This window comes from Streptomyces diacarni (genome assembly GCF_003323715.1).
GTDB classification, from domain to species: Bacteria; Actinomycetota; Actinomycetes; order Streptomycetales; family Streptomycetaceae; genus Streptomyces; species Streptomyces diacarni.
Genome location: NZ_QOIN01000028.1, coordinates 226,782 through 249,438, shown reverse-complemented (window position 1 = coordinate 249,438; position 22,657 = coordinate 226,782). Strand labels below are relative to the sequence as shown.

Annotated in this window: 13 protein-coding genes and 1 tRNA gene; 4 read left to right on the top strand and 10 right to left on the bottom strand. The window is 70.0% G+C overall.

What is annotated here, in order from left to right:
• Nucleotides 1-44 precede the first annotated feature (44 nt).
• Complete coding sequence (locus tag DTL70_RS04420) at nucleotides 45-233, top strand: DUF5703 family protein (RefSeq protein ID WP_114019287.1); 189 nt, start codon at nucleotides 45-47, stop codon at nucleotides 231-233.
• Nucleotides 234-655: 422 nt separating this feature from the next.
• On the opposite strand, the gene DTL70_RS04415 is transcribed toward DTL70_RS04420, so the two are convergent.
• From DTL70_RS04415 to DTL70_RS04405, 3 genes are all read right to left on the bottom strand, one after another.
• Entirely contained in the window at nucleotides 656-1,636 is a 981-nt protein-coding gene (locus tag DTL70_RS04415) for a chaplin (protein WP_114020491.1), read from the bottom strand.
• 232 nt (nucleotides 1,637-1,868) lie between these two features.
• The gene (gene chpH, locus DTL70_RS04410; protein ID WP_114019289.1) at nucleotides 1,869-2,102 is read right to left on the bottom strand and encodes a chaplin ChpH; all 234 of its coding nucleotides are present in this window, start codon (nucleotides 2,100-2,102) and stop codon (nucleotides 1,869-1,871) included.
• Nucleotides 2,103-2,343: 241 nt separating this feature from the next.
• Nucleotides 2,344-3,651: a M20/M25/M40 family metallo-hydrolase gene (locus tag DTL70_RS04405; protein ID WP_114020490.1), complete on the bottom strand. Its 1,308-nt coding sequence runs from the start codon at nucleotides 3,649-3,651 to the stop codon at nucleotides 2,344-2,346.
• A 139-nt stretch (nucleotides 3,652-3,790) separates the two neighbouring features.
• Here DTL70_RS04405 and DTL70_RS04400 point away from each other — a divergent pair.
• Nucleotides 3,791-3,875: transfer RNA gene (locus tag DTL70_RS04400), tRNA-Leu, on the top strand.
• Here DTL70_RS04400 and DTL70_RS33185 read toward each other — a convergent pair.
• From DTL70_RS33185 to DTL70_RS04380, 6 genes are all read right to left on the bottom strand, one after another.
• On the bottom strand, nucleotides 3,857-4,306 hold the full coding sequence (locus tag DTL70_RS33185; protein ID WP_147266728.1) for a hypothetical protein: 450 nt from the start codon (nucleotides 4,304-4,306) through the stop codon (nucleotides 3,857-3,859). The two genes, DTL70_RS04400 and DTL70_RS33185, sit on opposite strands and share 19 nt — an antisense overlap.
• Before the next feature lie 127 nt (nucleotides 4,307-4,433).
• Entirely contained in the window at nucleotides 4,434-4,811 is a 378-nt protein-coding gene (locus tag DTL70_RS34090; RefSeq protein ID WP_281278653.1) for a nuclease-related domain-containing protein, read from the bottom strand.
• 15 nt (nucleotides 4,812-4,826) lie between these two features.
• Nucleotides 4,827-5,171: a hypothetical protein gene (locus DTL70_RS34085; protein ID WP_245978995.1), complete on the bottom strand. Its 345-nt coding sequence runs from the start codon at nucleotides 5,169-5,171 to the stop codon at nucleotides 4,827-4,829.
• A 356-nt stretch (nucleotides 5,172-5,527) separates the two neighbouring features.
• Entirely contained in the window at nucleotides 5,528-7,825 is a 2,298-nt protein-coding gene (locus DTL70_RS04390; RefSeq protein ID WP_181860777.1) for a UvrD-helicase domain-containing protein, read from the bottom strand.
• Nucleotides 7,826-7,929: 104 nt separating this feature from the next.
• Nucleotides 7,930-14,955, bottom strand: a complete 7,026-nt coding sequence (locus DTL70_RS04385; RefSeq protein ID WP_147266727.1) for a DEAD/DEAH box helicase — start codon at nucleotides 14,953-14,955, stop codon at nucleotides 7,930-7,932.
• Between the two features lie 122 nt (nucleotides 14,956-15,077).
• Nucleotides 15,078-15,686: an ATP-binding protein gene (locus DTL70_RS04380; protein ID WP_181860776.1), complete on the bottom strand. Its 609-nt coding sequence runs from the start codon at nucleotides 15,684-15,686 to the stop codon at nucleotides 15,078-15,080.
• Nucleotides 15,687-15,833: 147 nt separating this feature from the next.
• Here DTL70_RS04380 and DTL70_RS04375 point away from each other — a divergent pair, with 147 nt between their 5' ends.
• Both DTL70_RS04375 and DTL70_RS04370 read left to right on the top strand, forming a co-directional pair.
• On the top strand, nucleotides 15,834-16,769 hold the full coding sequence (locus tag DTL70_RS04375) for a helix-turn-helix domain-containing protein (protein ID WP_114020486.1): 936 nt from the start codon (nucleotides 15,834-15,836) through the stop codon (nucleotides 16,767-16,769).
• On the top strand, nucleotides 16,766-16,981 hold the full coding sequence (locus DTL70_RS04370; RefSeq protein ID WP_114020485.1) for a DUF397 domain-containing protein: 216 nt from the start codon (nucleotides 16,766-16,768) through the stop codon (nucleotides 16,979-16,981). Before DTL70_RS04375 ends, DTL70_RS04370 begins: the two co-directional genes overlap by 4 nt.
• Nucleotides 16,982-17,050: 69 nt before the next feature.
• Here DTL70_RS04370 and DTL70_RS04365 read toward each other — a convergent pair whose 3' ends face one another.
• Nucleotides 17,051-22,654, bottom strand: coding sequence for an Eco57I restriction-modification methylase domain-containing protein (locus tag DTL70_RS04365; protein ID WP_114020484.1), 5,604 nt, complete (start codon nucleotides 22,652-22,654; stop codon nucleotides 17,051-17,053).
• Nucleotides 22,655-22,657: the final 3 nt, after the last annotated feature.

Sequence of the window (22,657 nt, the reverse complement as noted above, 5' to 3'; positions counted from 1 at the left end):
GCAGACGCTATCGGCAGACGGGCTCCGCGCGCACAATGGTGGGGATGCCGGAATACGAATTTCGCGACGTGTACGTCCCCCGCGGTGTGTCCCGCAAGGCCGCGACCCAACTACTCACCGACCACGCCGAGTACGGGCACTGGGAGCTCGCCAGGACCAGGCTGTACCCCGACGGGAGCCGCCGGGTGCGACTGCGTCGCCGTATCATCCGTCAGCTGCGCGCCACTTGGTGATCACCATGGACGCCGCAGCGCCGGACTCCGAGCCGGGGACATGACGGCGCCGCCGCCGGACAGCGCAGGAGCGGGCCCCTCGCCGGGGCCCGCTCCCTTTTTGCCCTGAGCACTGCTCGTTCCGCCCTGAGCACTGCTCCCTTTCGCCGAGCACTGTTCCCTTTCGGCTGAGTGCTCCTCGTTCCGGTCGCCCGGGGCGCTAGTCGTTCCCGTCCCCGGGCACGATCGTTCCTGTGCGATGCCCACGCCCGTCCGGGCACTGGCCGGCTTCCCGCTCCGGGCGCCGCCGGCTTCCCGCTCCGGGCACGGCCCGCTCCCCGGTCCGGCCTGCTCACTGCCCGGATGGTCGCTCGCCGGCCACCAGCGCGTCGCAGCGGAGCGCGTGCCGTCTCACTGCCCGGCGGGCGCGGGCGCCCGCCGGGTCAGCGGCGAGTGGCGACGCGGGAGCGACGGTAGAGCACGTAGCCCCCGGCGAGGAGACCCATGCTGAGCGGCGCGGCGACGCCGAGCTGCGACCCGGCACCGGTGTGCGCCAGCTCGCCGTGGGCTTCGGCGTCGGCTGTGTCGGGGGTTTCCGCCGCGGGCACGGGCTGGGAGGCCGCGTGCACCTCGCCGGTGCTGCCGGGCTGGTCGGGTGTCTGCGGCGAGTCCGGTGACGTGGGCTCGTCCGGATTCCCGGGCCGGTCGGGCCCACCCGGCTCGTCAGGCTGCCCGGGGTGCTCGGGGTCGTCCGGATTTCCGGGGTCGCCCGGATTTCCGGGGTTTCCCGGGTTCTCCGGGTGGTGCGGGGTCTCGGGCTCACCGGGGTTCCCCGGATTCTCCGGCTCACCGGGCTTGCCCGGCTCCTCGGGGTAGCCGGGGTCGACGGGCCCGGGCGCCTCCGGGTCGGCGCAGCCGTTGCCGTGCGCCGGGTTGAGGACCCCGCCGACGTCGACGGTGTTGCCGCAGACGTTGACCGGCACGTCGACGGGAACCTGTACGTCGTTGCCCGAGCCGACGCCGGGCGAGCTGTGCGAGGAGCCGCCCGCGTGGGCGCCGTTGCCGCCGCTGCCGCCTCCGGTGACCTGGTCACCGCGGCCGCCCTGGGGGCTCTGCCCGCTCGGTCGTCCCTCGTGCGAACCGGAGCCGCCGCCCGTACCGCCCGTACCCTCCGAACCGCTGCCGAGGCCCGCGCAGCCGTTGCCGGACGCCGGGTTGAGCAGGCCGATGACGCTCACGGTGTTGCCGCAGATGTTGACCGTGATGTTCACGGGAGCCTGGAAGGTGTTGCCGGAGAGGACCCCCGGCGAGTTCGCGCTGTCGCCCTGGGCGCCCGCGTCCGCGAACGCCGTTCCCCCCGACATCGCGAACAGGCCGCCCGCGGCGGCCATGGTGATGAGGCCCTTTCTGGTGCCCTGTCGCATCGTGTGGATTCCCCTGCCTCGTGGTGGCTGCCCGATGTGGCTGCCTGATGTGGCTTTCTGTGGACCGGCCAGGGGGAGGCGCCTGTGTGCGCCGTCCCGCCCCCCTCGGACTTTCTCGACCTCGTCGAGGGCCTCGGCCCTCGGAAGACCCGAGGGCCCCGGAGCGCGTGGCGCGCGCTCCGGGGCCGCTCAGGTTCGTGTGCTCACCGAACGGGTCGGGTGAGACTCGGCGTCAGGAGTTGACGCAGGTGTTGCCGAAGGCGGGGTTCAGCAGCCCGATCACGGAAACGCTGTTGCCGCAGGCGTTCACCGGGATGTGGACCGGAACCTGGACGACGTTGCCGGAAACAACACCCGGGGAGTGCACGGCGGCACCCTGCGCACCCGAGTCGGCGACGGCCATACCCGCACCAGCCAGTACCAGACCGCTGGTGGCAGCCGCAGCGGCGATGACCTTCTTGATCATTATTCCTCCTAGTTGGCAAGACGGTCCCAACCGGGGACCGCATCTCCTGTAACGAGGACGGAGGAATCTGGCTACGAACTGACTAGATCATTCACTCTTCCCGGTCATATGAGCACACGTGACCGATTTCCCGGCCGGGCCCGCGAACGGGCCGGGCCCGAAGCCACACCGGGCCCGGACCATGCCGGGCCCGAAGCACCTCGGGTCCCAGGCCCCAGGCTCCAGATCCCGGGCCGCCCCCTCACGCCTGGTCGAGGAAACGGTCCAGCACCCGGGCTCCGAACTGCAGGCCGTCCACCGGCACCCGCTCGTCGACGCCGTGGAACATGCCGGCGAAGTCCAGCTCGGGCGGGAGCTTCAGCGGAGCGAAGCCGAAGCAGCGGATGCCCAGGTCGTCGAACGACTTGGCGTCGGTGCCCCCCGAAAGCATGTACGGCACGGCGCGGGCGATGGGGTCCTCGGCGCGCAGGGACGACTGCATGGCGTCCACGAGCGCCCCGTCGAAGGTGGTCTCCAGAGCCTTGTCCGCGTGCACGTCCTCCCGCTTGACCCGTGGGCCCAGGAGGCGGTCGAGGTCGGCCAGGAACTCCTCCTCGTGCCCCGGCAGGAACCGTCCGTCCACGTGCGCTGTCGCCTGACCGGGAATCACGTTGACCTTGTACCCGGCACCGAGCTGCGTGGGCGCCGCGGTGTTCTGCAGGGTCGCGCCGATGATCTTCGCGATGCCACCGAGCCGGGTGAGAGTCTCCTCCATGTTCTCCGGGTCGAGCTCGATGCCGAGGGCGTCGGAGAGCTCATCCAGGAAGGAGCGGACCGTCTTGGTCACCCGTACGGGGAACTTGTGGCGGCCCAGCCGCGCCACGGCCTCGCACAGCTCGGTGATGGCGTTGTCGTTGTTGGTCATCGACCCGTGTCCGGCGGTGCCGTCCACGGTCAGCCGCATCCAGTGCATGCCCTTCTGGGCGGTCTCGACGAGGTAGAGCCGCAGGTTCTCGTTGACCGTGAAGGAGAAACCGCCGACCTCACCGATGGCCTCGGTGACACCCTCGAACAGGTCGGCGTGGTTGTCGACCAGGTGCCGCGCCCCGTACACACCGCCGGCCTCCTCGTCCGCGAGGAAGGCCAGCACGACGTCGCGGGGCGGCTTGCGGCCCGTCCGCAGACGGTCGCGCACCACCGCCAGCGTCATGGCGTCCATGTCCTTCATGTCGACGGCGCCCCGGCCCCACACGCAGCCGTCGACGATCTCCCCGGAGAAGGGGTGGTGCGTCCAGTCGTCGGCGTTGGCCGGAACGACGTCGGTGTGCCCGTGGATGAGCAGGGCCGGACGCGAGGGGTCTTCGCCCGCGATCCGCGCCACGGTGGAGGCGCGGCCGGGCCGGGACTCGAAGATCTGCGGCTCCAGCCCCACCTCGGCCAGCTTCTCCGCGACGTACTCGGCCGCCGCCCGCTCGCCCGGCCCCTCGTTGTTGCCGTAATTGCTGGTGTCGATCCTGATCAGGTCACGACACAGATCGACGACCTCGGTCTCGGCGGTCTCGGCACTCACGCTGCCTCCTCTTCTCGCAGGTAGACCCCCATACTCCCGCTCATACCGCGGCGCCCCAAGAGGCGGGTGATCGCAGTCCGCCACGGGTGCTAAGGTTTAACCCGTCGCCAGGGCCGCCACGGCCCGAGCGGCACACCCGGTCGGGGTGGCGGAATGGCAGACGCGCTAGCTTGAGGTGCTAGTGCCCTTTACAGGGCGTGGGGGTTCAAGTCCCCCTCCCGACACGTACTGGTACCCCACGGGAACCGCCTAGGTCCTGGTTGAGATGGCTCTCGACCAGGACTTTTTGCTGCGCGGGGTCATAGCGCAGACGGATGCCCAGCTTCTTGTAGAGCTCGGCTTTGTCCGTGGGGTCAGCCTGGTGGATGGCCGTGGTGAGGTTCCCGGCTACTCGGACGAGTGCGGCGATCTCATCCCGCGACAGCGGTGTGCCGTGCTGCGGCGGTGGCTGCGGCGTGGTGGCTCGGAGTTCAGCTTCGGCCTGTTTGCGGCGGGCCTGAGTATCAGCGATCCATTGGGTGACCAGCGCGGGGTCGGCGCCTGCTTCGAGCGCGGCTCGGTGGGCGGCGAGCTTGGTTTCGCAGTCGGCGATCTTCTGCTGAGCGTTGTTGGTGGTGCGGATCTTGTTCGCACGGAGCGCAGAGTGATTGGACACCTATCCCCCAGGTCGCGTCTGAAAAACCCTCCAGGAGGCGGAGGGAAGCGATGGCAGCAAGCGGGACCGGCGAGTAATGACGTGAACGGGCCATATACTTGAAAATTGACTGGCACCCAGCGAACCGTCAAGGGTGAACCCACGTGTGACGATCACGTGCCGCCGCGTACACCGACTCGATCTTGCCCGGTCGCCAGTCAGTCCTGAGGTGCTCGAACGCCGCAATGTCCGGCTCCTGCAGGACATGCACGTCACGAAGTGACGGCACGACCTGCACCGCTGCCACCGCAACGAAGGCAAGCACCGGCTGAACCTCGACTGGGAAGCCGCACGCCCTCGTCAGCGCAGTTGAGGCCCGCTGCGCCTCGGCCCGGCTTTTTTGCACGTAGGGGTACGACTGGCCACCTATGCGAACAGAGTTGTCACCCACCCAAACGCGCGCTCCACGGTGGCACTTCGTGTTGAAACAGAAGGCTCCGCCCGGACCAATCAGGACATGGTCGATGTCGACATCACCGGCCTAGGGTATCGAGTGCAGAACTCGCCAGCCTCGTCGCGCCAACCTCTCCAGTTCTGCTCCCACCCGGCGCTCGCCGGCCAGTCCCGCGCGCCAGCTGTCCGCCTCCAGACGCCGACCGGACAGCCTGGCCAACGCCCACCGCCAGAAGCCGGGTGTCAGCTCGTCCACCTTCATCTGCAGTGGGTCTCCCGGACGGTTCGCAGCAAGGTCGTCCTCGGGAGCCAGCGCCTTGTGCGCTACGGGCGAAGAAGCCGTGAGATAGGGCGCAAGGACATCAAGTACCGCGTTCCGGTGTTCCTCAACCAGAAGCTTCAGATACCCCGTGCGGCGGTCGAGCCAGGCCACGTTCTTCCCGTCCTACTGATTCACATAAAGACGGTCATGTCCGTAACGCTTCCATTCCGAGACCTGTAAACCGCTCACGCGCCCCCACTTCGCATCCCATCAAAGGCCGGTGACCATGTGACCAAAGTCAGAAATAGCGAGCAAAACGGCCTCTGAGCTGGTGACATCGATGAGCATCGCGTGAGCCGGCCCCTCTCACCTTTGAGCCAAGTGTTCGACTACTGGTCAATGAGCAGCGATTTCCTGGCCTCGGAGCCCTTGGGACAACACCCGCCTACGTTGTCCTCCGCCTCGCTGTAGATCTCCGTGCCAGGGCCGACTCTTCGCGGGAGCCCCGGTGCGGAGAGTCGGACCTGTCAGGCGACGGCAGATCCCGACGATCCGGATGGTGGTCCGTCACTCGTGAGCAGATCCGTGGCGCGGTAGGCAGTCTTGTCCACGTCAGGGGGCAGGAAGCGACTGGCCCTGCCGTTCCACGAGACGATCAGCTCGTCACGGGCACGGGTCGCCGCGACGAACAGCAGTGAACGAGCCCGTTGCTCTTCCTGCCGGTAGCGCTGCGGGTTGGCATGTCGGTACTGTTCGATGCGCTGGTCCGGCACCCGTCCCTCGCCCACCGAGGTCAAGAAGACGCGCTGGAACTCGAGCCCCTTGAAACGGTGCATGGTGCCAATGCGTACGGCATCCGCGCCGGACCGTGCCCCGTCCTTGCCGAGCTCCACGGCCGGTACGTCGAATTCCCGGGCCAGAACATTCGCGAACTCCTGCGCTGACCTGCCGTCGGGAACGCTGACAGCCATCGCGGAGTACGGCGTGCCATGGTCGTGGCGCTCTGTGATGAGCGTGGCGACGGCGCGCATCTCGGTCAGCCGGTCGGGGGCGCGCCAGAACTGGGGGTCGTGCCCGGTCAGCACCGACCGGTAGCCGTCGAGTGTGTCGGTTCCGGCGTCGAGGTCGTCGAAGGACTCTCCGGCGAGCAGCCCGTTCGCACTGCCGAGGATCTCGCGTGTGGTGCGGTAGTTGAGGGTCAGGCGGCGTGAGGCCCGGCCCCGGATCTCGATACCTTGGTGGCTGAGGACCACCCGGCTGCCGTAGATCCGCTGGTGGGCGTCTCCGGTCAGGAAGATGTCGTTAGGGCCTTTGCGGACCATGGCGCGCAGCATGCGCCAGTGCGAGGCGGACAGGTCCTGCGCCTCGTCGACCACGATGTGCTGGTAGCGCGGCCTGAGCCACATTCCGCTGCTCGCCTCCCGGTGGATGAGGTCGCGGCCACCCAGCCCGTCCTTGTAGCGGGCCTGCTCCTCGACGCGGGCCATACGGCGCTGTTCCAGGCCGGCTGCCTTGTCGGCGATGAGCGCGTATGTCGTCTGCCGCGGCGGGGCTTCCAAGTGAGCCAGGTACGTCTGCACCAGTTGCCACACCTCGTGCCGCTGAGCCGTGCTGATGCGCGGGCGTCCCGAGCGGCCGATCCGACGGTAGTCGTTCCACGAGCCGCAGCCGGCGGCCAGGATCACATGTTTGAATTCGGCGTCTAGGAAGTCGGCGTCGTATCCGAGCTGTCCCGTCTCGGCGAGTACCGTGTGCCACAGGTTCATGGCCGCCTCGTCGTCCAGCGGCCGGCCCAGCTCCGCCCGGGACTCCTGAACCACCTCGCGGGCAAGCGCGTCGACGGATCTCACGTCGACGCGGCGCAGCAGTTCCTCGCCGCCGAGCTGCCCCAAGCGGTCCCTGAGCTCCAGGGCGAGATTCGTGTTGTACGTGGCGAGCAGCACCGGGCGGGAGTGGCCGGGTGGCAGCCGGTCGACCAAGTAGCGCACGCGGTGCAGCGCCACGACCGTCTTCCCGGTGCCCGGGCCGCCGGTCACTTTCGCGGAGCCTTTGAAGTCACCGGTGGCGAGGCGCCTCTGCTCGGGGTGAAGGAACAGCCGCCAGGTGTCGAAGCTCTTGCCCAGCGCGCTGAGTACGGCGGCGTCGTCGGTCTCCGCCTCGGAGACGGTGCGTCGTGCCGCCCGCGACCAGTCGCCGGTGTTGACTTCCTCGTCGGCACGCCACTTGTCCGTGATGTGCTGCTGCACGTGCTTGGGGTCAGTGCCGTCGCGCAGAGAGAGGAGCACATCGCGGGTGAGCTCGGGAAGGTTGTGAGTGAGCAGCTTCTCGAACTGCTTACCTGTGGTGACCCGGCGCAGCGCGGGCAGCAGGGAGGGGACCACGCCAAGGTCGATGAGGGTTCGGTCGTCATACCGGGCGAAGAGCGGGTGGCGCAGGCTGCTGGACGCGGCCGGAGACGCGGTGTCGGGCGTGTCGGTGCCCCGTGGGGCAGGACCGCCGGGCTCAGCGGGGACGCCGTTGGGGGACCGGTCGGGCAGAGCAACGACGTTGGCGCTGACCTCGCTCTGGTCGACCACCTCGACGGAACCCGATACCGGGTTGATCTCCACGGTGAGCCGGGCGAGTTCGTCACGCGCCCGCGCTCCGTCACGCACCGCGAGGACCTGCATCTCGTCTCCGCCGTCCGTCGAGAGGAGGAGCACCATGCAATGCGTGTCGGCCCGCCCGAGATGCAGCTCCCCGTTGCTGCCGGCGGCGCGCAGGAAGGTCAGGCGCAGGGCCCGGTTGGTGCGGTCGGCACGCAGGCGGTGGACGAAGTCGCCCACGGCGTCCGGAACGGACCCGCCCCGGCTCTCCAGATCACTATGCGCCTGCCGGCCCACCTTGACCCGTGTCCTGGCCCGGCCCCCCGGTCGGCCCGCCCCGTAGTTCATCCCGCGACCCCCTTCTCGCCCAGAAGTCGGACGAGTTGTTCCACATCCCAGGCATCAGGAGGGCGCACGTCCCAGCCCGCCGCCGCACACCCGCCCATGTAGACGCTGTCCTCGGCGTCCTCGCCCAGTACCACTCCGATCTTAGGGCCTGGCCAGGCGAGTTCGACCGTGCGTGGCACGCCGTCGAGGTCCCAGTTCGCCTCACCGACGGGGACGTCCTCGCGGGCGGCCAGCCGTTCGGCGAGTGCCGCGACCTCCGGGTCGCCCCACTTCGAGAGCTGACCCAGTACCGCGTCCCACACCGAGCGCTCAAGGGCGGTCATGCCGGCGGTCGGCTCTGGCGCTTCGGCGACTGCTTGCTCCCTCGGCCGGTCCGTTCCCGCAGGAGAGTCGCCGTCCGTCTGGGGTGGCGTGAGACCGGTGCCCTCGGCTTGGTCGCGCAGTGCCGGCAGCAGGCCGCTGACCGGTCCCGCCGTGGCGGCCAGCAGGGAGGCGTCGAAGGTGTCGAGCGTGGTGCGGGCGAGTGCCAGGCCGTCCGCCTGGCCGGCGCCGGTGGGGTCGAGGAACTGGATGAGGTTGCCCCAGCACAGCCACGCCTTCCAGCGGCGGCGGTGATCGGCCCGGTCTCCCTCGACGGCCTCCGGCCGGTCGTCGAGCACGGCCAGGGCGCTCCACCGCAGCTTGCCGTCGGGGCGCCGGGCTCCGGCGAAGACGAGCGGCAGCCCGGACCCGTCCCGGTAGGACAGCAGCTTGAGCCCTTGTCCGGAGACGGGCGGTGCCAGCTCGCCCCGTACGGCGGCCTCGATCCACCGGGCGGCGGCGGACGGGTCCGCGTCCGCCAGCTCCCGTCTGCGCAGGGCGGCAGGCGCGCTGACGGCGAGCTGGACGAGCTGCTGCCACTTGTTCAGCCTGGGGTCGCGCAGGAACGCGAGAAGGGAAGGGATCGCCCCGGCGAACAGGGACGGATCGACCTCGGCCTTATCCCGGCGTGCGTTGTGCCACTGCTTCCGCACCATCGCGCCGGGGCCCCCGCCGGACGTCACGTCGTACGGCGGCCACGCCGCGTCGGCATCGGAGCCCGCGACGACGGCGGCGAGGGGGTCGGGCGGCGCGTCGGGGTCGGCCGCTTGCCCCTTCAGTTCTCTGTCCCACGCGGCGACGTCGTCCCAGGTGATCTGCCAGACGAGGGTGCCGTCGGCGCGTAGGCGTGCGCGCTTGGCAGCGTCGGCGGCGATGCGGTTGGTGTGCGAGGAGGCGTGCCACCGGTAGCCGTCCAGGTATACGGCGATCGGCAGCGGTGGCGCGCCGTCGGTGGTCGTGTCTCCGGTGACCGGCCGGAACAGCAGGTCCGGGCGGGTGCGGTAGCCGTGCAGGTCTCTCTGGGCGACGACTTCCCAGCGCACCGGGCTGCCGTCCGGCCGGGTGAGGGTGAACTGGATGCCGTCACGGCCTGTCGGCGTGGAGGCATGGTGTGCGGATACCTCGTTGTCCGGGGCGGCGAGCCAGCGCTCCAGGCATTCGATGAAGCGACGCTCCAGGTCGCTCTCCGCCTGGTCGACGAAGCGGAGTCCGGCGTCGGCCGCGTCCTTGCGGACATCCCATTCGCTGCTGCCGTCAGTGCCGAGCAGGCTGTCCAGCATCCACAGGGCTTCCTGCCGGTCGACGTCCTTGTACTCGCGCTCCGGAGCGTAGCCGAGCAGGCAGCGGTGGCAGGCAGGGCGGTGCCCGCTGTCCGCACAGGGGCAGTCCCGCAGCTTCTGCTGGGCGGCTGCGAGCACTGCCCTCAGCTCCTCGCCCTCCCGGTCCACGAGGCGCTGGAGGTAGCCGGTGCCGCCGGGCAGGGCGTCATAGAGGACCAGGTAGTTGCGGGTGAGGCCGGTCTCCCGGTCGGGCTCGGTGGCGGGCGCCGAGCGGATGTGCGAAGGGTCGCCGCCGTAGCGCAGGGCGAGCCCGAGGTGGAGCGCGGCGGAGAAGGAGGCGAGACGTTCCGGCACGTTCAGCGTCGCGGCGGGCAGCAGGATGCGCAGGGCCTCCGTGCGGTGCTCGGTGGCCGTGATCACCGGCACGTCTTCCGGCTTGGCCTGCTTGTCGCGGCGCCGGGTGGGGCACCACGGCCTGTGGTGAGCCAGCTCCGGCCGGCCGAGCAGGGACTGGCTGAGCGTGTCCTGGACGGGTTCGCGGCCGGGTTCGCGGTCGGTGGCGCCGCCGCAGCGCGGGCACACGGTGAAGGGGCTGAGGGCCACTTCCCGGCCGGCGAAGCTGGTGTCGTTGCGCCGCCCGTGCCTGACCTTGCCGAGGTTGAAGCGGCGGATGACCGCCTCACGGACGTGGTCGACGCCGAAGGTGGCCTTCTGGTGCCGCCACGTCTGCTTGATGTCGGCCGGATCGACGTCCACGGCGGTGACGGTCGTGTACGCGGTCGGTACGCGGTCGTCCCGGTCGTCCACAATCCGTGCGTCGTCCCGCTTGTCGTGGGCCGTGACCTTGCGGGGCACCACTACCCGGTGCAGTGCGGTACGCCCGCCGATGCCGGGACCGCCGCAGCGGGGGCAGGGGGAGGTGTCCTGCTCGGCCTGCTCGCCGGTGCGCACGTGGCCGCATTCCCGGCACACCCGCCATATCCGCAAGCCCACAGGTGTGCCGTCGGCCGCGTCCCGCTTGTTCGGGCCGAGGTCGAAGCCGTCGATGACGTGGCGGTAGCCGCGTACGTAGTAGGCGTTGCCGGGCGCCAGTTCGGTGAGCGCGGCCTCGGCGGGCCGGTCGTAGGTGCGCGGCTCGTTGCTCCAGCGGGACTTCTGCTCGTCCCCGCCTTTCGGGCGTGCCTTTCGTGCGGGCTCCTTGTAGCTGAGCATGGCCTCCAGGCGGACGCCTTCCTCGACGAGGCTGTAGTTGGGCAGCAGCCGGTGTTCGACCAGGAAGCTCTGGGCGTCCGTCTGGGCCATCCCGGCCAGCAGCTTGGACAGGCCGGCGGCCTCACGGACCAGGTTGCGCTTCTCGCGTGCCTCGTCCTCCACCGCCTCCTGGAGCGAGTCGGCAGCGTCGTTGACCAGCGCCCGTCGCCGGACGAGTTCGGCGCGCTCCGCCTCCCAGGCCCGCTCGGCCTCGTCCAGTTTGCCGGCGAGCCCCTGCTGCGCGTAGCGCCGCAGTGCCTTGCGGGCGTCACGCGAGGCGCCGGAGTCGGGGATGCCGTCGATGTCGGGGAACAAGCGCAGGAATTCGTCGGCGATATCCACTCGGCCGGCAGTCGCCTCGCGGAACACCTTCAGCCAGCCTGTGCGGCCGACCAGTTGCGTCACCCGTTCGGGCAGCGGCGGTACGCCGTCCAGCGTGCCCCGGGCCGCCCGGTCGACGAGGTAGGCCGTGTACTGGCGGCACAGCAGCTCGCCCGCGGACAGAAAACACCCGGGCGGCAGGATGGGCCCCGCGATGAGGTTCTGCGGTTCGGCGAGGTGGTACAGCGCCCGCGGGCTGGTGTCGGCCAGTGTCACCGTGAAGGCGTTGCCGGTGGCGCGCCCCGCACGGCCGACGCGCTGGAGGTAGCCGGCCGTGGAAGGCGGCAGGGAGGCCAGGATGACCGCCTCCAACTGGCCGATGTCGATGCCGAGTTCGAGGGTCGGTGTGCACGAGAGGACGTTCGGGTCGGTGTGCCGCACGCCGCGCCGGAAGCCCTTCTCCACCTCCTCGCGTTCCTTCCGCTTGAGCACGCCGGTGTGTTCCGTCGCGACCACGCTGTAGGGATCGGCCTCCCGGTACAGGCGCCGGTAATAGTCGTACCGGTAGTCGCGCGCCGCGCGGCCGCCCGCCTGGGGCGAGGGGCGGGTGAGTGCGCCCTCGCAGCGCTTGAGGGGGCAGCGCGTGCCCTCCCAGGCGGAGGCGCGCTCCGGCGGCACGGTCTGTGTCCAGCCGCACTCCGGGCAGCTGAGCGCGGCGTGTGTGGTCTGTTCGTCGTCCAGGGGACGGACCCGTACGTGGCCGGGGGTCAGCCCGTACACGCCGCTTCCGGGCCGCCTCTTGTCCACGGTGTCGGTTCTCCGGCGGGCCAGGGCGCCGATCCGGTCGCCTGCCAACTCCTCGAAGAGGTCGGCCAGGTAGGCCGCCGCCGTCTCCTGGTCAAGGCCGAGGCAGCGCCGGGTGAAGTCGACGTACCAGCTCTCCCGGGTGTCGACCCGTTCGAATTCGGTACGTCCGCCGCGGGCGCCGACCAGCACGAACGCGGGCGTTTCCGAGTTGCGGCCGAACGCGGGCATGCCAGGGGCACGGAGAGTGGTCAGAAAGGGGTGACGGGAGCGGCCCGCCTCGTCGATGAAGGCGTCCAGCCAGGTGTGGTGGATGCCGCCGTTCTGCCGGATGTGTTCGAGGAGCCCACGCACATAGCCCTCGAAGTACCGCAACCGCTGCGGCCCTTCGGCCGGGATGGCGGCCTGCGGCATCTCCGGGCCGGGCTCCTCCGCCTCTGCCGCCGCGCCGCCCGCACGGGCGTCCGCTCCCGCCGCGGCCCACGGCAGGAGCTTCTCCAGGTGGCGGCGGAAGAGCGCCTCCGCAGCCACGGCGGCTGCCTCGGCGTGTGGCAGGTGCACCTCTGCCGCCACCGTGCGGGTGAGCTCCAGCGTCCGTCCCATGCGGGAGCGCAGGCCGAACTCCAGCAGGGTGTTGAAGGCGAGGCGCTCACCGACCAGTTGCCAGGTGGACTCCGGGATGCGTTTCTTGCCCGCGAGCAGCCGCTTGACCGGGTCCACATCGTGCAGGTCGGGCGGGACCACGGAGGCCAGCAGCCGCTCCTCGGGGACGGCCGCGCGGCTCACCAGGGAGGCGATCAGCTCGTTCAGCGGGACGCCGTCGGCCGCGAACTCGGGGCTGGCGCCGAAGCTCTCGGTCAGTTGCTCGTGGATGAGGGAGCGCAGCGAGAACTTCCAGGAGCGACTGGCCACGAAGCCCGCGCGGTGCGCGGCGTCCTGCACCGAGTCGTTGAAGATCAGCGTCTTGCGGCGGTCCCGCTTGTCCTCGTCCCGCTGGGGCAGCTCACCGCCGGTGAACAACTGGGTGACCACGACGGAGGCCAGCGGGGCGACACCGGCGCCGAGGAAGCGGATGCCCTGCGCCTGACCGCACGCCGGGCAGCGGTCCTGCTTGGCGTACTCGCTCTGCTCCTGGTTGTCGAACCACGCCCACACGTAGACGCCGTTCTCCGGCGCCGGAGCGATGCGGTCCTCATCCAGCAGGACCTCGTCCGGGTCCAGCCTGCGCAGCGCCTTGCCGTTGTCCTCCAGCACCAGCAGGGTCGCGTCGTGCGCGGCGCCCCGGAGCCTGCGCCGGGAAGCGCGGCGTGCCAGCGTGGCACGGGCTGCTTCGGCCGCCTCCGCCGGGGTTGCCGCGATCAGCGCCCGCACCCGCCCCTTGGCGGCCCCGCCGGCCGCGCTGGCGCGGTAGATGTCGTCCGGCGCGTGCACCAGGTTCTGCGGATTGCGGTCCGGGCAGATCGCCGACCAGCCGGAGCGCCCGCAGTGCCGGCAGTAGGCCGCGGGCAGCCGCCCGCTGCCCCGCACACGCCGCCGCTCCGCCTGGTCGACTTCGGCGGCGTCCTGTCGCCCCTCTGGCGCCCGCACCTGCCCCGTCGTCAGCGCCGCCTGGTTCGCGTCCGGCCAGGAGAACACCGGCTCCGGTGCGACGAACCGCAGCACCCGCGAGAGCGCCCGCAGCCACAGGTGCGACTCCACCACGAGCAGCGGTCGGTCCTCCCCGGCGGGCGCCTTGGGGTCACGGGCCATCGAGATGAGCGCCACGAACCGTGACAGCGCCTCCGCGGCGTCTTCCGGCTCCTGCACGGACGCCGTCCGCCACGCGGATGTGGCCGGGAACGAATGGAGTGCTTCGGCCGACGTCAGGGGCGCGTCCTTCGAGCGCAGCAGCTCGTGCGTGAGCGGGTGTGCCAGCAGCCTCCGCCCGAGCTCGCGCGGGTCTGCCGTGTCGCAGCCCACGGTCGCGCGGGCGACGGCGTCCATGCCGCCGGGCGTCCGCACCGGATCGGGGAGGTTCGCCAGCTCGGCGGTGGACGGCAGCGGCAGCGTGTCATCGACCGGTGAGAGGAACTCCTCGACATCCCGCCGGTCCTCCCCCACCACCGCGTCCTCGCCCAGCCGGGTACCGAAGACCTGGGAGGCGACTTTCAGCATGGCTGCGGACCCACCCGTCCCGTCCCCCGACCCCAGCGTCGCCGAGGTCGCCACCGGGCAGACCGTCCCGAGCGGCCTGCCCTCCTCGGCGGCCCCCGCCACCGCCGCGAGCCGCCGCAGCAGCATCGCCACGTCCGTGCCCTGCGCGCCGTCGTAGGTGTGGAACTCGTCGATGACGACGTACGCCAGGTCCGCGTCCCGCCACAGCGAGGCGTCCTGCTGCCGCTGGAGCAGCAGATCCAGCATCTTGTAGTTGGTGATCAGGATGTCCGGCGGGTTGCGGCGGATCTCCGCCCGGTCCACCATCACCCGCTGGTACGGGGACGTGCCCCGGGTCGACGCCTCGCCGATGTACAGCCCCGCTGTGACCTCGCCCAGCCGCTTGTCCTCCAGCGTGTCGCCGAGGCGGCCGGCCTGGTCACCGGCCAGCGCGTTCATCGGATACAGCAGAACCGCCTTGATTCCGGGCTTCCCGGCCGCCTTCTCCCGGCGGCAGTGATCGAGGATGGGGATGAGGAACGACTCCGTCTTCCCCGACCCGGTGCCGGTGGTCACCAGCGTCGGCTCCGGCCGGTGCCCGCCCTTGCTCGTCAGCCGCGTGAACGCCTCCGCCTGGTGTGCGTAAGGCTGGAAGTCCCCCGGCCACCAGTCCAGATGCCGCTGCCAGCCCCTCCCCGCCCCCCGGAAGGGGCGACGGATACGCAGATACGGCCCGCGGAAGAGCCCGTCGGCCGGGTCGGTGAGGAAGTCCTCCAGCGCGTCCTGGGTGTCGGGCTCGGCCAGCGCGAACGTCGTCGTCAGATACTCGACCGTGGTGTCGCGCAGCGCCTGCGCGGCCAGTGTGGGTCTCATGACGCGCTGTGTCCCCGTCTCCCGTGTCGCGGCCTGCGGTCCGGTCACATGTGGTTTCCCCCGGGAACCCCACGTGATCAGGCTCCACTCTACGACCGGCCACCGACAAGCGACCCGGAGACCTACAGATCGCCAACGGCACCGCCCTCCGCGCCCGCGGGGGCCTCCGCGCCCGCCGGCGCGGCTGTGCCCCGCGCGCGTTCCGTGCCGCCTTCTTGCGTCTCCGTGACCCAGTGCGGGAGCGCGTACTCGGCCCAGACCGTCTTCCCGGGTCCTTCAGCTCGTGGATGCCAGCCCCAGCGGGCGGCCAGTCGCTCCACCAGGACGAGCCCCCGGCCGGACTCCGCCAGGCCCGCCGACCGTACAGCGCCCGGCCGGGGCGGGACCCGCTCCCCACGGGTGTCACCGACCTCGACGCGAACGGTCACCGCCCGCGCCGCCAGGTGCAGGCGGAACTCGAAGTCGCGGCCGGGCACCCGGCCGTGGACGACGGCGTTCGTCGCCAGCTCGTCGACGATCAGCACCACCGCGTCGTGCGGCGTCGTCCCGTATGGAATCCCCCACGCGTCCAGCCGGACGGCTGCCAGCCGGCGGGCGAGCCGCGCGCCACGGGGTGTCGAGGTGAAGCGCATCGCGAACGATGGGTCGGAGGGACCGAGAGCGGTGCTCAAGCGGTGCGCGGTGCCCGTGAGTTGAACGGTGCCGCTGTGGCGTGCGGGGTTGCTCGTCATACCGACCACCGTCCCGTTGGCGGCGTAGCGTGACCAGTGGTGACGCACTGACGCGACCGGCTGTACGCGCGGTGGGGGCACAGGTACGAGGCGCGCGGCGTGACGGTCGACGGGCGCGGCACGTTGGTCCGGGGAGGCGATGGATCGATGACGGAATCGACGACAGAGCGAGCGAGTACGGCGGGGGCTCAAGCCGCTCCGGACAGCGGTGACGGCGGAGTGGTCGTCCACCTCGGGGACGGCTGGGAGAGCGACGAAGGCGGAACCGGGCGCCCCGAGGGCGAAGCCGGGCGGGGCGTGGTCGCCGCCTTCGGCAAGAACATGAAGACGCTGCGCATCCGGGCGGGGCTCGACCGCGAGGAGTTCGGGCGCCGCATCGGGTACTCGGCCTCGACGGTCGCGTCGTTCGAGCAGGGACGGCGGATTCCCTCACCCCGGACCATCGACAAGGCGGACGAGGTGGCAGGGGCGGACGGGCTGCTCGTCGCGTGGAAGGAGGAGGTGGAACGGGCCCAGTACCCGGTGTTCTTCCAGGGGATGGCGGCGCTGGAGAAGGAGGCCATTGAGCTGCTGTCGTACGACACCCTTGTGTTCAAGGGCCTACTTCAGACCGAGGAGTACATGAGGGCGTTGCTCGCCATGCGGCGTCCGGTCTTGGACCAGGAGACCATCGAACAGCGAGTAACGGCGCGGTTGGCCCGACAGGAGATTTTCGACCGCTGGCCAGCGCCCTTGTTGAGCTTCGTGATGGACGAGTCGGTGTTGCGGCGACCTTACGGCGGGAAGGGCGTGCTGCGGGGCCAGTTGGAGCACCTGCTGTTGGCCGGCGAAAAGCGCAACGTGGCGATCCAAGTCATGCCGCTCGACCGTGAGGAAAACGCGGGCTTGGACGGACCGTTCACCATCGTCACACGTAAGGACGGCAAGCAGTTCGTGTACACAGAGGCACAAGGAACCGGCGCTCTTCAAACCGACCCGGAGCAGACGGCTCTCGCCGCAGCGCGCTATGGGATCATCCGATCGCAGGCTCTCCCCACGCGAGAGTCGCTAGAGCTCGTCGAAGGGTATCTGGGAGCGCTATGAACAACACTGAGTCCTCGGCCGCCACCTCTGGCCTCACTTGGTTCAAAAGTAGCTACAGCGGAGCCGAGGGAGGCGATTGTGTGGAGGTCGCCGCCGAGTCGGCCGCCGTGCACATCCGGGACTCCAAGGACGTGGCCGGGCCCGTCCTCACGGTGTCACGCGAGGCGTGGGCGGGCTTCGTCGGCTCGGCCTCGTCGGTTCGGGGCCTCTGACGCCCGTACGCTCGCGAGAGCCCTGCCGGTTCCTGTCGGACGGCAGGGCTCTCGTGTGCGTGGGATCGGTCAGCGTCCGGCCGTATGCGGGCGCTTCGTGTCGCCGGGTTCCCAACCGGCCGCGCGCAGGCGCCGTGTGAACTCCGCGTGTGCCGCGCGCATCTCGTCCCTGCGGTGGGCCCGGTAGAGAGGACCGGTGTAGCCGGTGGGGACCTTGTACTCCTCAGGGAACCCCACTGGTGCGCTCAGCTCCTTCCAGGCGTCCTTGGGCTGGCCGTACCCGTGCTGCTGGTGGGCCTTCGCGATGCGGCGGCCTGTCGCGTCGAACCACATGTTCTCCTCGTACTGCTGGAGCACGGGGAACCTGGCGTTGTACATCGCCACCAGCTCATCAGCGCTGATGCCGAGCCAGACAGCGACGAGGGCGTCAATCTCCACGAGGGCCGCGCGCCGGGCGAACTCCGTGCGTAGGGGGGTGTCGCGGGTCCAGGTGGGGCCTACCCCTTGGGCGAGTGGCGGCGTGTTCTTCGGCCAGACCGTGGACGTGTCATCCGGCCAGACGACGGACACAGCCCAAGTGTCCTGCTGCCAGGCGGGGTCGTAGAGCTCTTCCCAGAGGCGGGCGTAGGCGTTGGTCTGGCAGTTGAGGCGAAGGGTTCGGAGGAGGAGGGCACCTTCCAGGGGGTGGTCTGGTGTGGGGGCGGGCATCACTTGGGCCTCCCCCACCTGGAGGTCACCACGACCGGTGGCGCGCAGGAAGTAGTCCAGCGGCAACGCTGCCCAGAAACCAGCCGTCATCGCGGTCTCTCGGCTGGTGGCCAGCGCCGCGCTGTGCATCATGTGCACGTGTGCGGGTCCGGGCGGGATCAGGGCTGCGAAGAGGCTACGCTCAGTGTTCGAGGCGATCTGTCGGCGCCAGGCCAGACGGTAAAAGCGAGAGTATGGGCGGCTGGCCCAGCTCCTGAGCATGGCCCGTTGTTCAGCCTCGTCCTCAGCGAGCTCCTGGAGTACGTCAGCCACTTGCCCGTCATTCCGCAGTTCGTCGAGCAGTTCGGTGTCGATCCAGGTGCGTCCGGCGAGAGCCGCATAGTAATCGTCTGCTGAACAGGCTGTGGAGCGCCGATAATTCGTACGCGGCACCTCGTCCAAGGCAAGGTCCAGGTGATCCCAGGACTCGTAGTCCCGCATGCTCTTGGAGCCGCCCTCGGGGGGCTGCTTGTGGTACGGCGTAGCGATATGGATGAAGGGACCTTGGAGGATGACATCGTGCCAGGTGTTCACAGGCCCGGGGGTCCAGGTGAAGTAGCCAGCGGTGCGGTCATTCTTCTCGTGGAAACCCGGGCTAATTCGCGGAGCGAATTCCGCAAGCCGGTGTGGCCATCTAGCCAGCGAGGCAACAGCGGACTCCTCGTCCTGTGTCACGGGGTACAGGAGCTTGGCTCGGGTGACCGGCGGCGGATTCTCCTCGCCCGCCAATGCACGCCACTCGGCAAGACGCGCCTCGTTCACGGTGATGATGCGCTTCTGATGCGGGCGCAAGTCCCACTTGCCGTCGTCCTTCACGCCCGGTACTGGACCTTTGCCATCGTGGCGCACCGATTTGACCAGCACGCTTGGATGCAGAAGCCAACTCATGTGCTGGAAACAGATCTCGTCGTCCTGGCCATACACGTTGACGCTGAAATGGCTGCTGTTCCCGACCGGGTTGGCGAAGATGAGCAGTTCGTTGGTGAAGTCCGCGTGGAAACGCAGGTGCCGGTAGGCCGCGCCACGCAGCGCCCCTTCCTTCGCCCCCGTCAAATGCGTCGAGGGATGAATCAGCCCCGCCGTCCCCCGCTCTCCAATGGCCCGCCAGCTCATCAGCATGAACGCCCGGTACAGGTCCGGCTGCGTCCCCGCCAACTCGGGATAGGTGTCCACCGACGCCAGGAACTCGGACGCCGCCGCGTGGCCGGACAGCTCGCGCAGGAACGTCGAGCGGACTCCCTGCCACTGCATGACATCGGCCTTGCGTTCGTCCCACGCCTCGTTGCTCGGCTTGTCCGCCAGCTCGAACCACGGCTCGAACTCGGCGAGGACGGCGCTCTCTTTCCACTCCTGCTTGACCCACGGCGGGTTCCCCACCATCACATCGAATCCGCCCTCCGCGAAGACGTGAGCGAAGTCCAGCTCCCAGTGGAAGAAGCCGCGGTCCTTGGCGACGCGGGTCGCCGTCTCGTACCAGGGGAAGGTGTGGCCGAGGTCGGCGGGCTTGGACCAGGCCGTGGCCTCGGTCATCTTCTCGTCGAGTTCGTGCTCCTTCTCGTCCAGCTCGTCGAGGCTGGTGACTCCCTCGAAGGAGAGCAGCGAGACCTGCTGCCCCTCCCCCGTGTCCACGTCGACCCGCCCGACCACGGCTTCGGCGAACTCGATCCAGTCGGCGAGGGACTTCAGGGCGACCCGGCGCCTCGGGTCGCCCTTCCGCAACGCCGTGAGGTCTTCTCCGTGCGGGCGGTACTCGAACTCGTCGGAGCCGTCAAGGAGTCCGATCTCCTCCAGCGGCCAGAACCACAGCGCGCACCAGGCGTCCATGAGCTGTTTGAGCCGCCAGTACGGGGTGCCCTGGTGGTGGAGGGCTTCGAGGACGGCGTCCCGGTCCATGGGAGCCGTCCGGCTTCCCCCGCCCTCGGCCGTCTCCTGGCCGTCTTCCGGGACGTCCGCGCCCCAGATGTCCACGTGCCGGGAGATCTCCTGCTCGGAGAGCTCCAGCCGCATCGCTACCAGGCCCCACAGGTACTCGACGCGCCGGGCGAGCTTGATCAGCCGCCCGGTCTGGGTGCCCGCGCCGGGCTCTTTGTCGTCGTCGGCCTCGGCCGCCGCAGGCTTGACCGCAGGCTCGGCAACCGGCGTCAGAGACGGCTGGTCCCAGATCTCCAGTCCGAGATCGAAAGCGCCCTGACCGGCCTTGGCGTCCTGCTCGGCCAGCTTCTCAGGCGTGGGAGCCGTCTTCTTCTTCGGTGTGGACTTCGGGTCCCCCTTGGGCTTGCGCCTCATCGCCGAGCGCCACTTGCGCAGGGCCTCGACGAGTTCGGGCTCCAGCCAGTCGACGACCTTGCCGTCGACCGCGGCTTTCTGTGTCTCGTCCGGCGTGCCCTTGTTCAGGGTCCGCAGGGAGACCTTCTCGCCGATCGAGCCCCAGCCCATGGCGGGCAGCAGGAACTGGTGGACCGCGCGGCCGGGCAGCGTCTCACCGAGTGGGAGGTGCCGGGGGCGCTGCGGGTCCTTGGCGGTCAGCCAGCCGCCCTTGCTCAGGCTGTTGCCGGGGTACACCTTCCGCGACGCGCCGATCAGGGAGTTGCCGCGGTGCAGGTGGAGGCCGTACCAGGGGGCCTTCATGCCCCGGTACATGGTGTTGAGCCACAGGGAGATCTCGGCGAGTTCGACGGCGGTCTCGTTGAGGTCGACGCCGTAGGCGTTGTGGAGGGCGATGTACGCCTTCACCTTTTGTAGCTCGCGCCGGTACTCCTCGGGGTCGATGTCGACGCCGCGCTCGCGCTGGGCCAGGCGCAGGTAGAGCTCGGCGAGCTGGTTGATGGCCTCGTTGAGGAACGCGCCGGAGCCGAGGGCCGGTTCGCACACGCGCCATTTCAGTACGTCGGCGGCTTTGACGCTCGCGTGCTCGGGCTCCTTGGGGTCGACGTCGCCGTTCTCGTCGAGGCGGAAGCGCAGGGTCTGCTCGACTGTCGCCTGGGTGAGGGATTCGGGGGTGTAGTAGGAGGCGCTGGTCTGCCGGTCGCGGCCGGCCAGGCGGTAGACGTAGGAGCCGACCTTGTGCGGGACCGGGACGAGTTCGTTGGTCTGCGGGTTCAGTTCCCTCCCGACGAACACGCTGTCCTTCGGCCCGTCCTGGTAGCGGTGCGAGGCGACCTGGCTGGCGCCGACCAGCCACGAGCCCCCGCTGGGGTCGCCGCCCTTGGCCACCTCGTACAACGGCTCGTCGGCGATGAAGCCGGAGTACGACATCAGGCCCTCGTACACGGCGCCCAGGTGGTTGATGCTGAGGTTCGCGTACGAGATGAAGCCGCCGCGCCCGCCGCGGCCGCGGCCCTCGACGACGGTCAGGTTCCGCAGCACCTGGTGCAGCACCTTGTTGCGCAGCCGAAGGTCCAGGCGGCGGGCTGCGGCGGGTGCGGTGCCGTCGGGTGCGGTGTCGTCGGGGTGGGTGAGCTGCTGGTCGACGAGCTGTATGGACTTCGGGTCGAACAGCCGCGACTTCAGGGCTTCGATGCGTACGCCCTCGTAGCCGTCGTCTGCGGGCACCTCGACCTGCTCGGTCAGCCCGGGATGCGGCGCGGGGCCGTTCGCGTCCCGCACCGCCCGGCGGGAGGTGACCGTGTCGGCCACCGGGTGGCCGGTGAAGACCTTCTCGAACAGCAGGGCCAGCGAGTGGTGGAAGTGGTGGCGGTCCCGGGAGCCGCCGGAGAGCCGTTCTTGAACGGCGAGTTCGCGCAGCCGGGCCACGCTGTATCCCTTGACGTACTCCTCGCTCTTCATCGGGAGGATGTCGAGTTCGGGACGGGCCTCCGCGTACAGGAGGAACAGAATGCGGTAGAGGTAGCGCAGCGATTCGGTGGTGAGCAGCTTCTCGAGCGCGTCGGGCTCCGCGAGGGCGCCCGGGAGCCACTCGGGAAGATCGTCGGGCCCTACGTCCTGCCGGTCGGCCAGCTCCAGCACCTCGTTGGCGATGAGCTGGACGGACTTCTTCAGCCCTTCGCGCAGGTCGCTGGTGACGCCCACGGAGTGGTCGCGGGACTCGGACACCAGCCGGGCGACGTCGTCCTCCCCACCGTCCTCGGGGGGCCGCAGGGACTGCGTGCCGAACAGGGCGGCGATCACGTCGAGTTCGCCGGCAGAGGTGCCCTTGTTGCCCTTGCGCGGCAGCGCGATCTCCAGGCTGACCGCGAGCTGACGGCCGCGCGCGTAGTTCTCCCGGTCGGCCAGTACCATCACGCCGCCGAACAGGAGCAGCGCGTACCGCGGCGCGTTGTCGGCCGCCAGAAGCCAGGCGGCCAGATCCGTGACGGTGGTGAGCGTCTTGCCGGACGACACCCGGACGGGCACGGGCAGCCGGTTGGCGCTGCCCACGCCCCGCGCGTCGGCGATGTTGTCCGCGAACCCGCCGGTCAGCACAGCGATGCCGGGCTCGTGGTGCGCCACGGGCACCGCGACGGGGCCCGCCGCACCCCGCACGGTGAGGTGGCCCGACCGGGGAGTGAAACCGAGGGCACTCAGGACGCGGACGTGCCAGGCGTGCAGCTGAGCTCGCCAGGCGGCCTCCGCGCTGTCGTCGTACGCGCTGTCGTCGTACGCGCGGGGGGCCGTCTCGGGCTGGAAGGCGGGCGGCTCCTCGCTGCCGGCGTGCGCCTTGAGCACCTCGGCCGCCGCCTGCTGCACCGCGATGCCTGCCGCGTCGGGCAGCGGGTTGAACTTCCCGGCCTCGCCGCCCACGGTGAGCCGTACATCGAGGTAGGACGCCGTCAGATCCCGCAGTCCCTGCCGGGGGGTGGGCCTGCCCTCCCGTTCCTGGGCCGACCACTCCTTCAGCCGGCCGTTCTTGAGTTGTCCCGGCAGGATCTCGTCCAGGTAGAACGGCGGGAAGTACTCACCCTCGTTGATCAGAGCGTCGAACTTCACGCT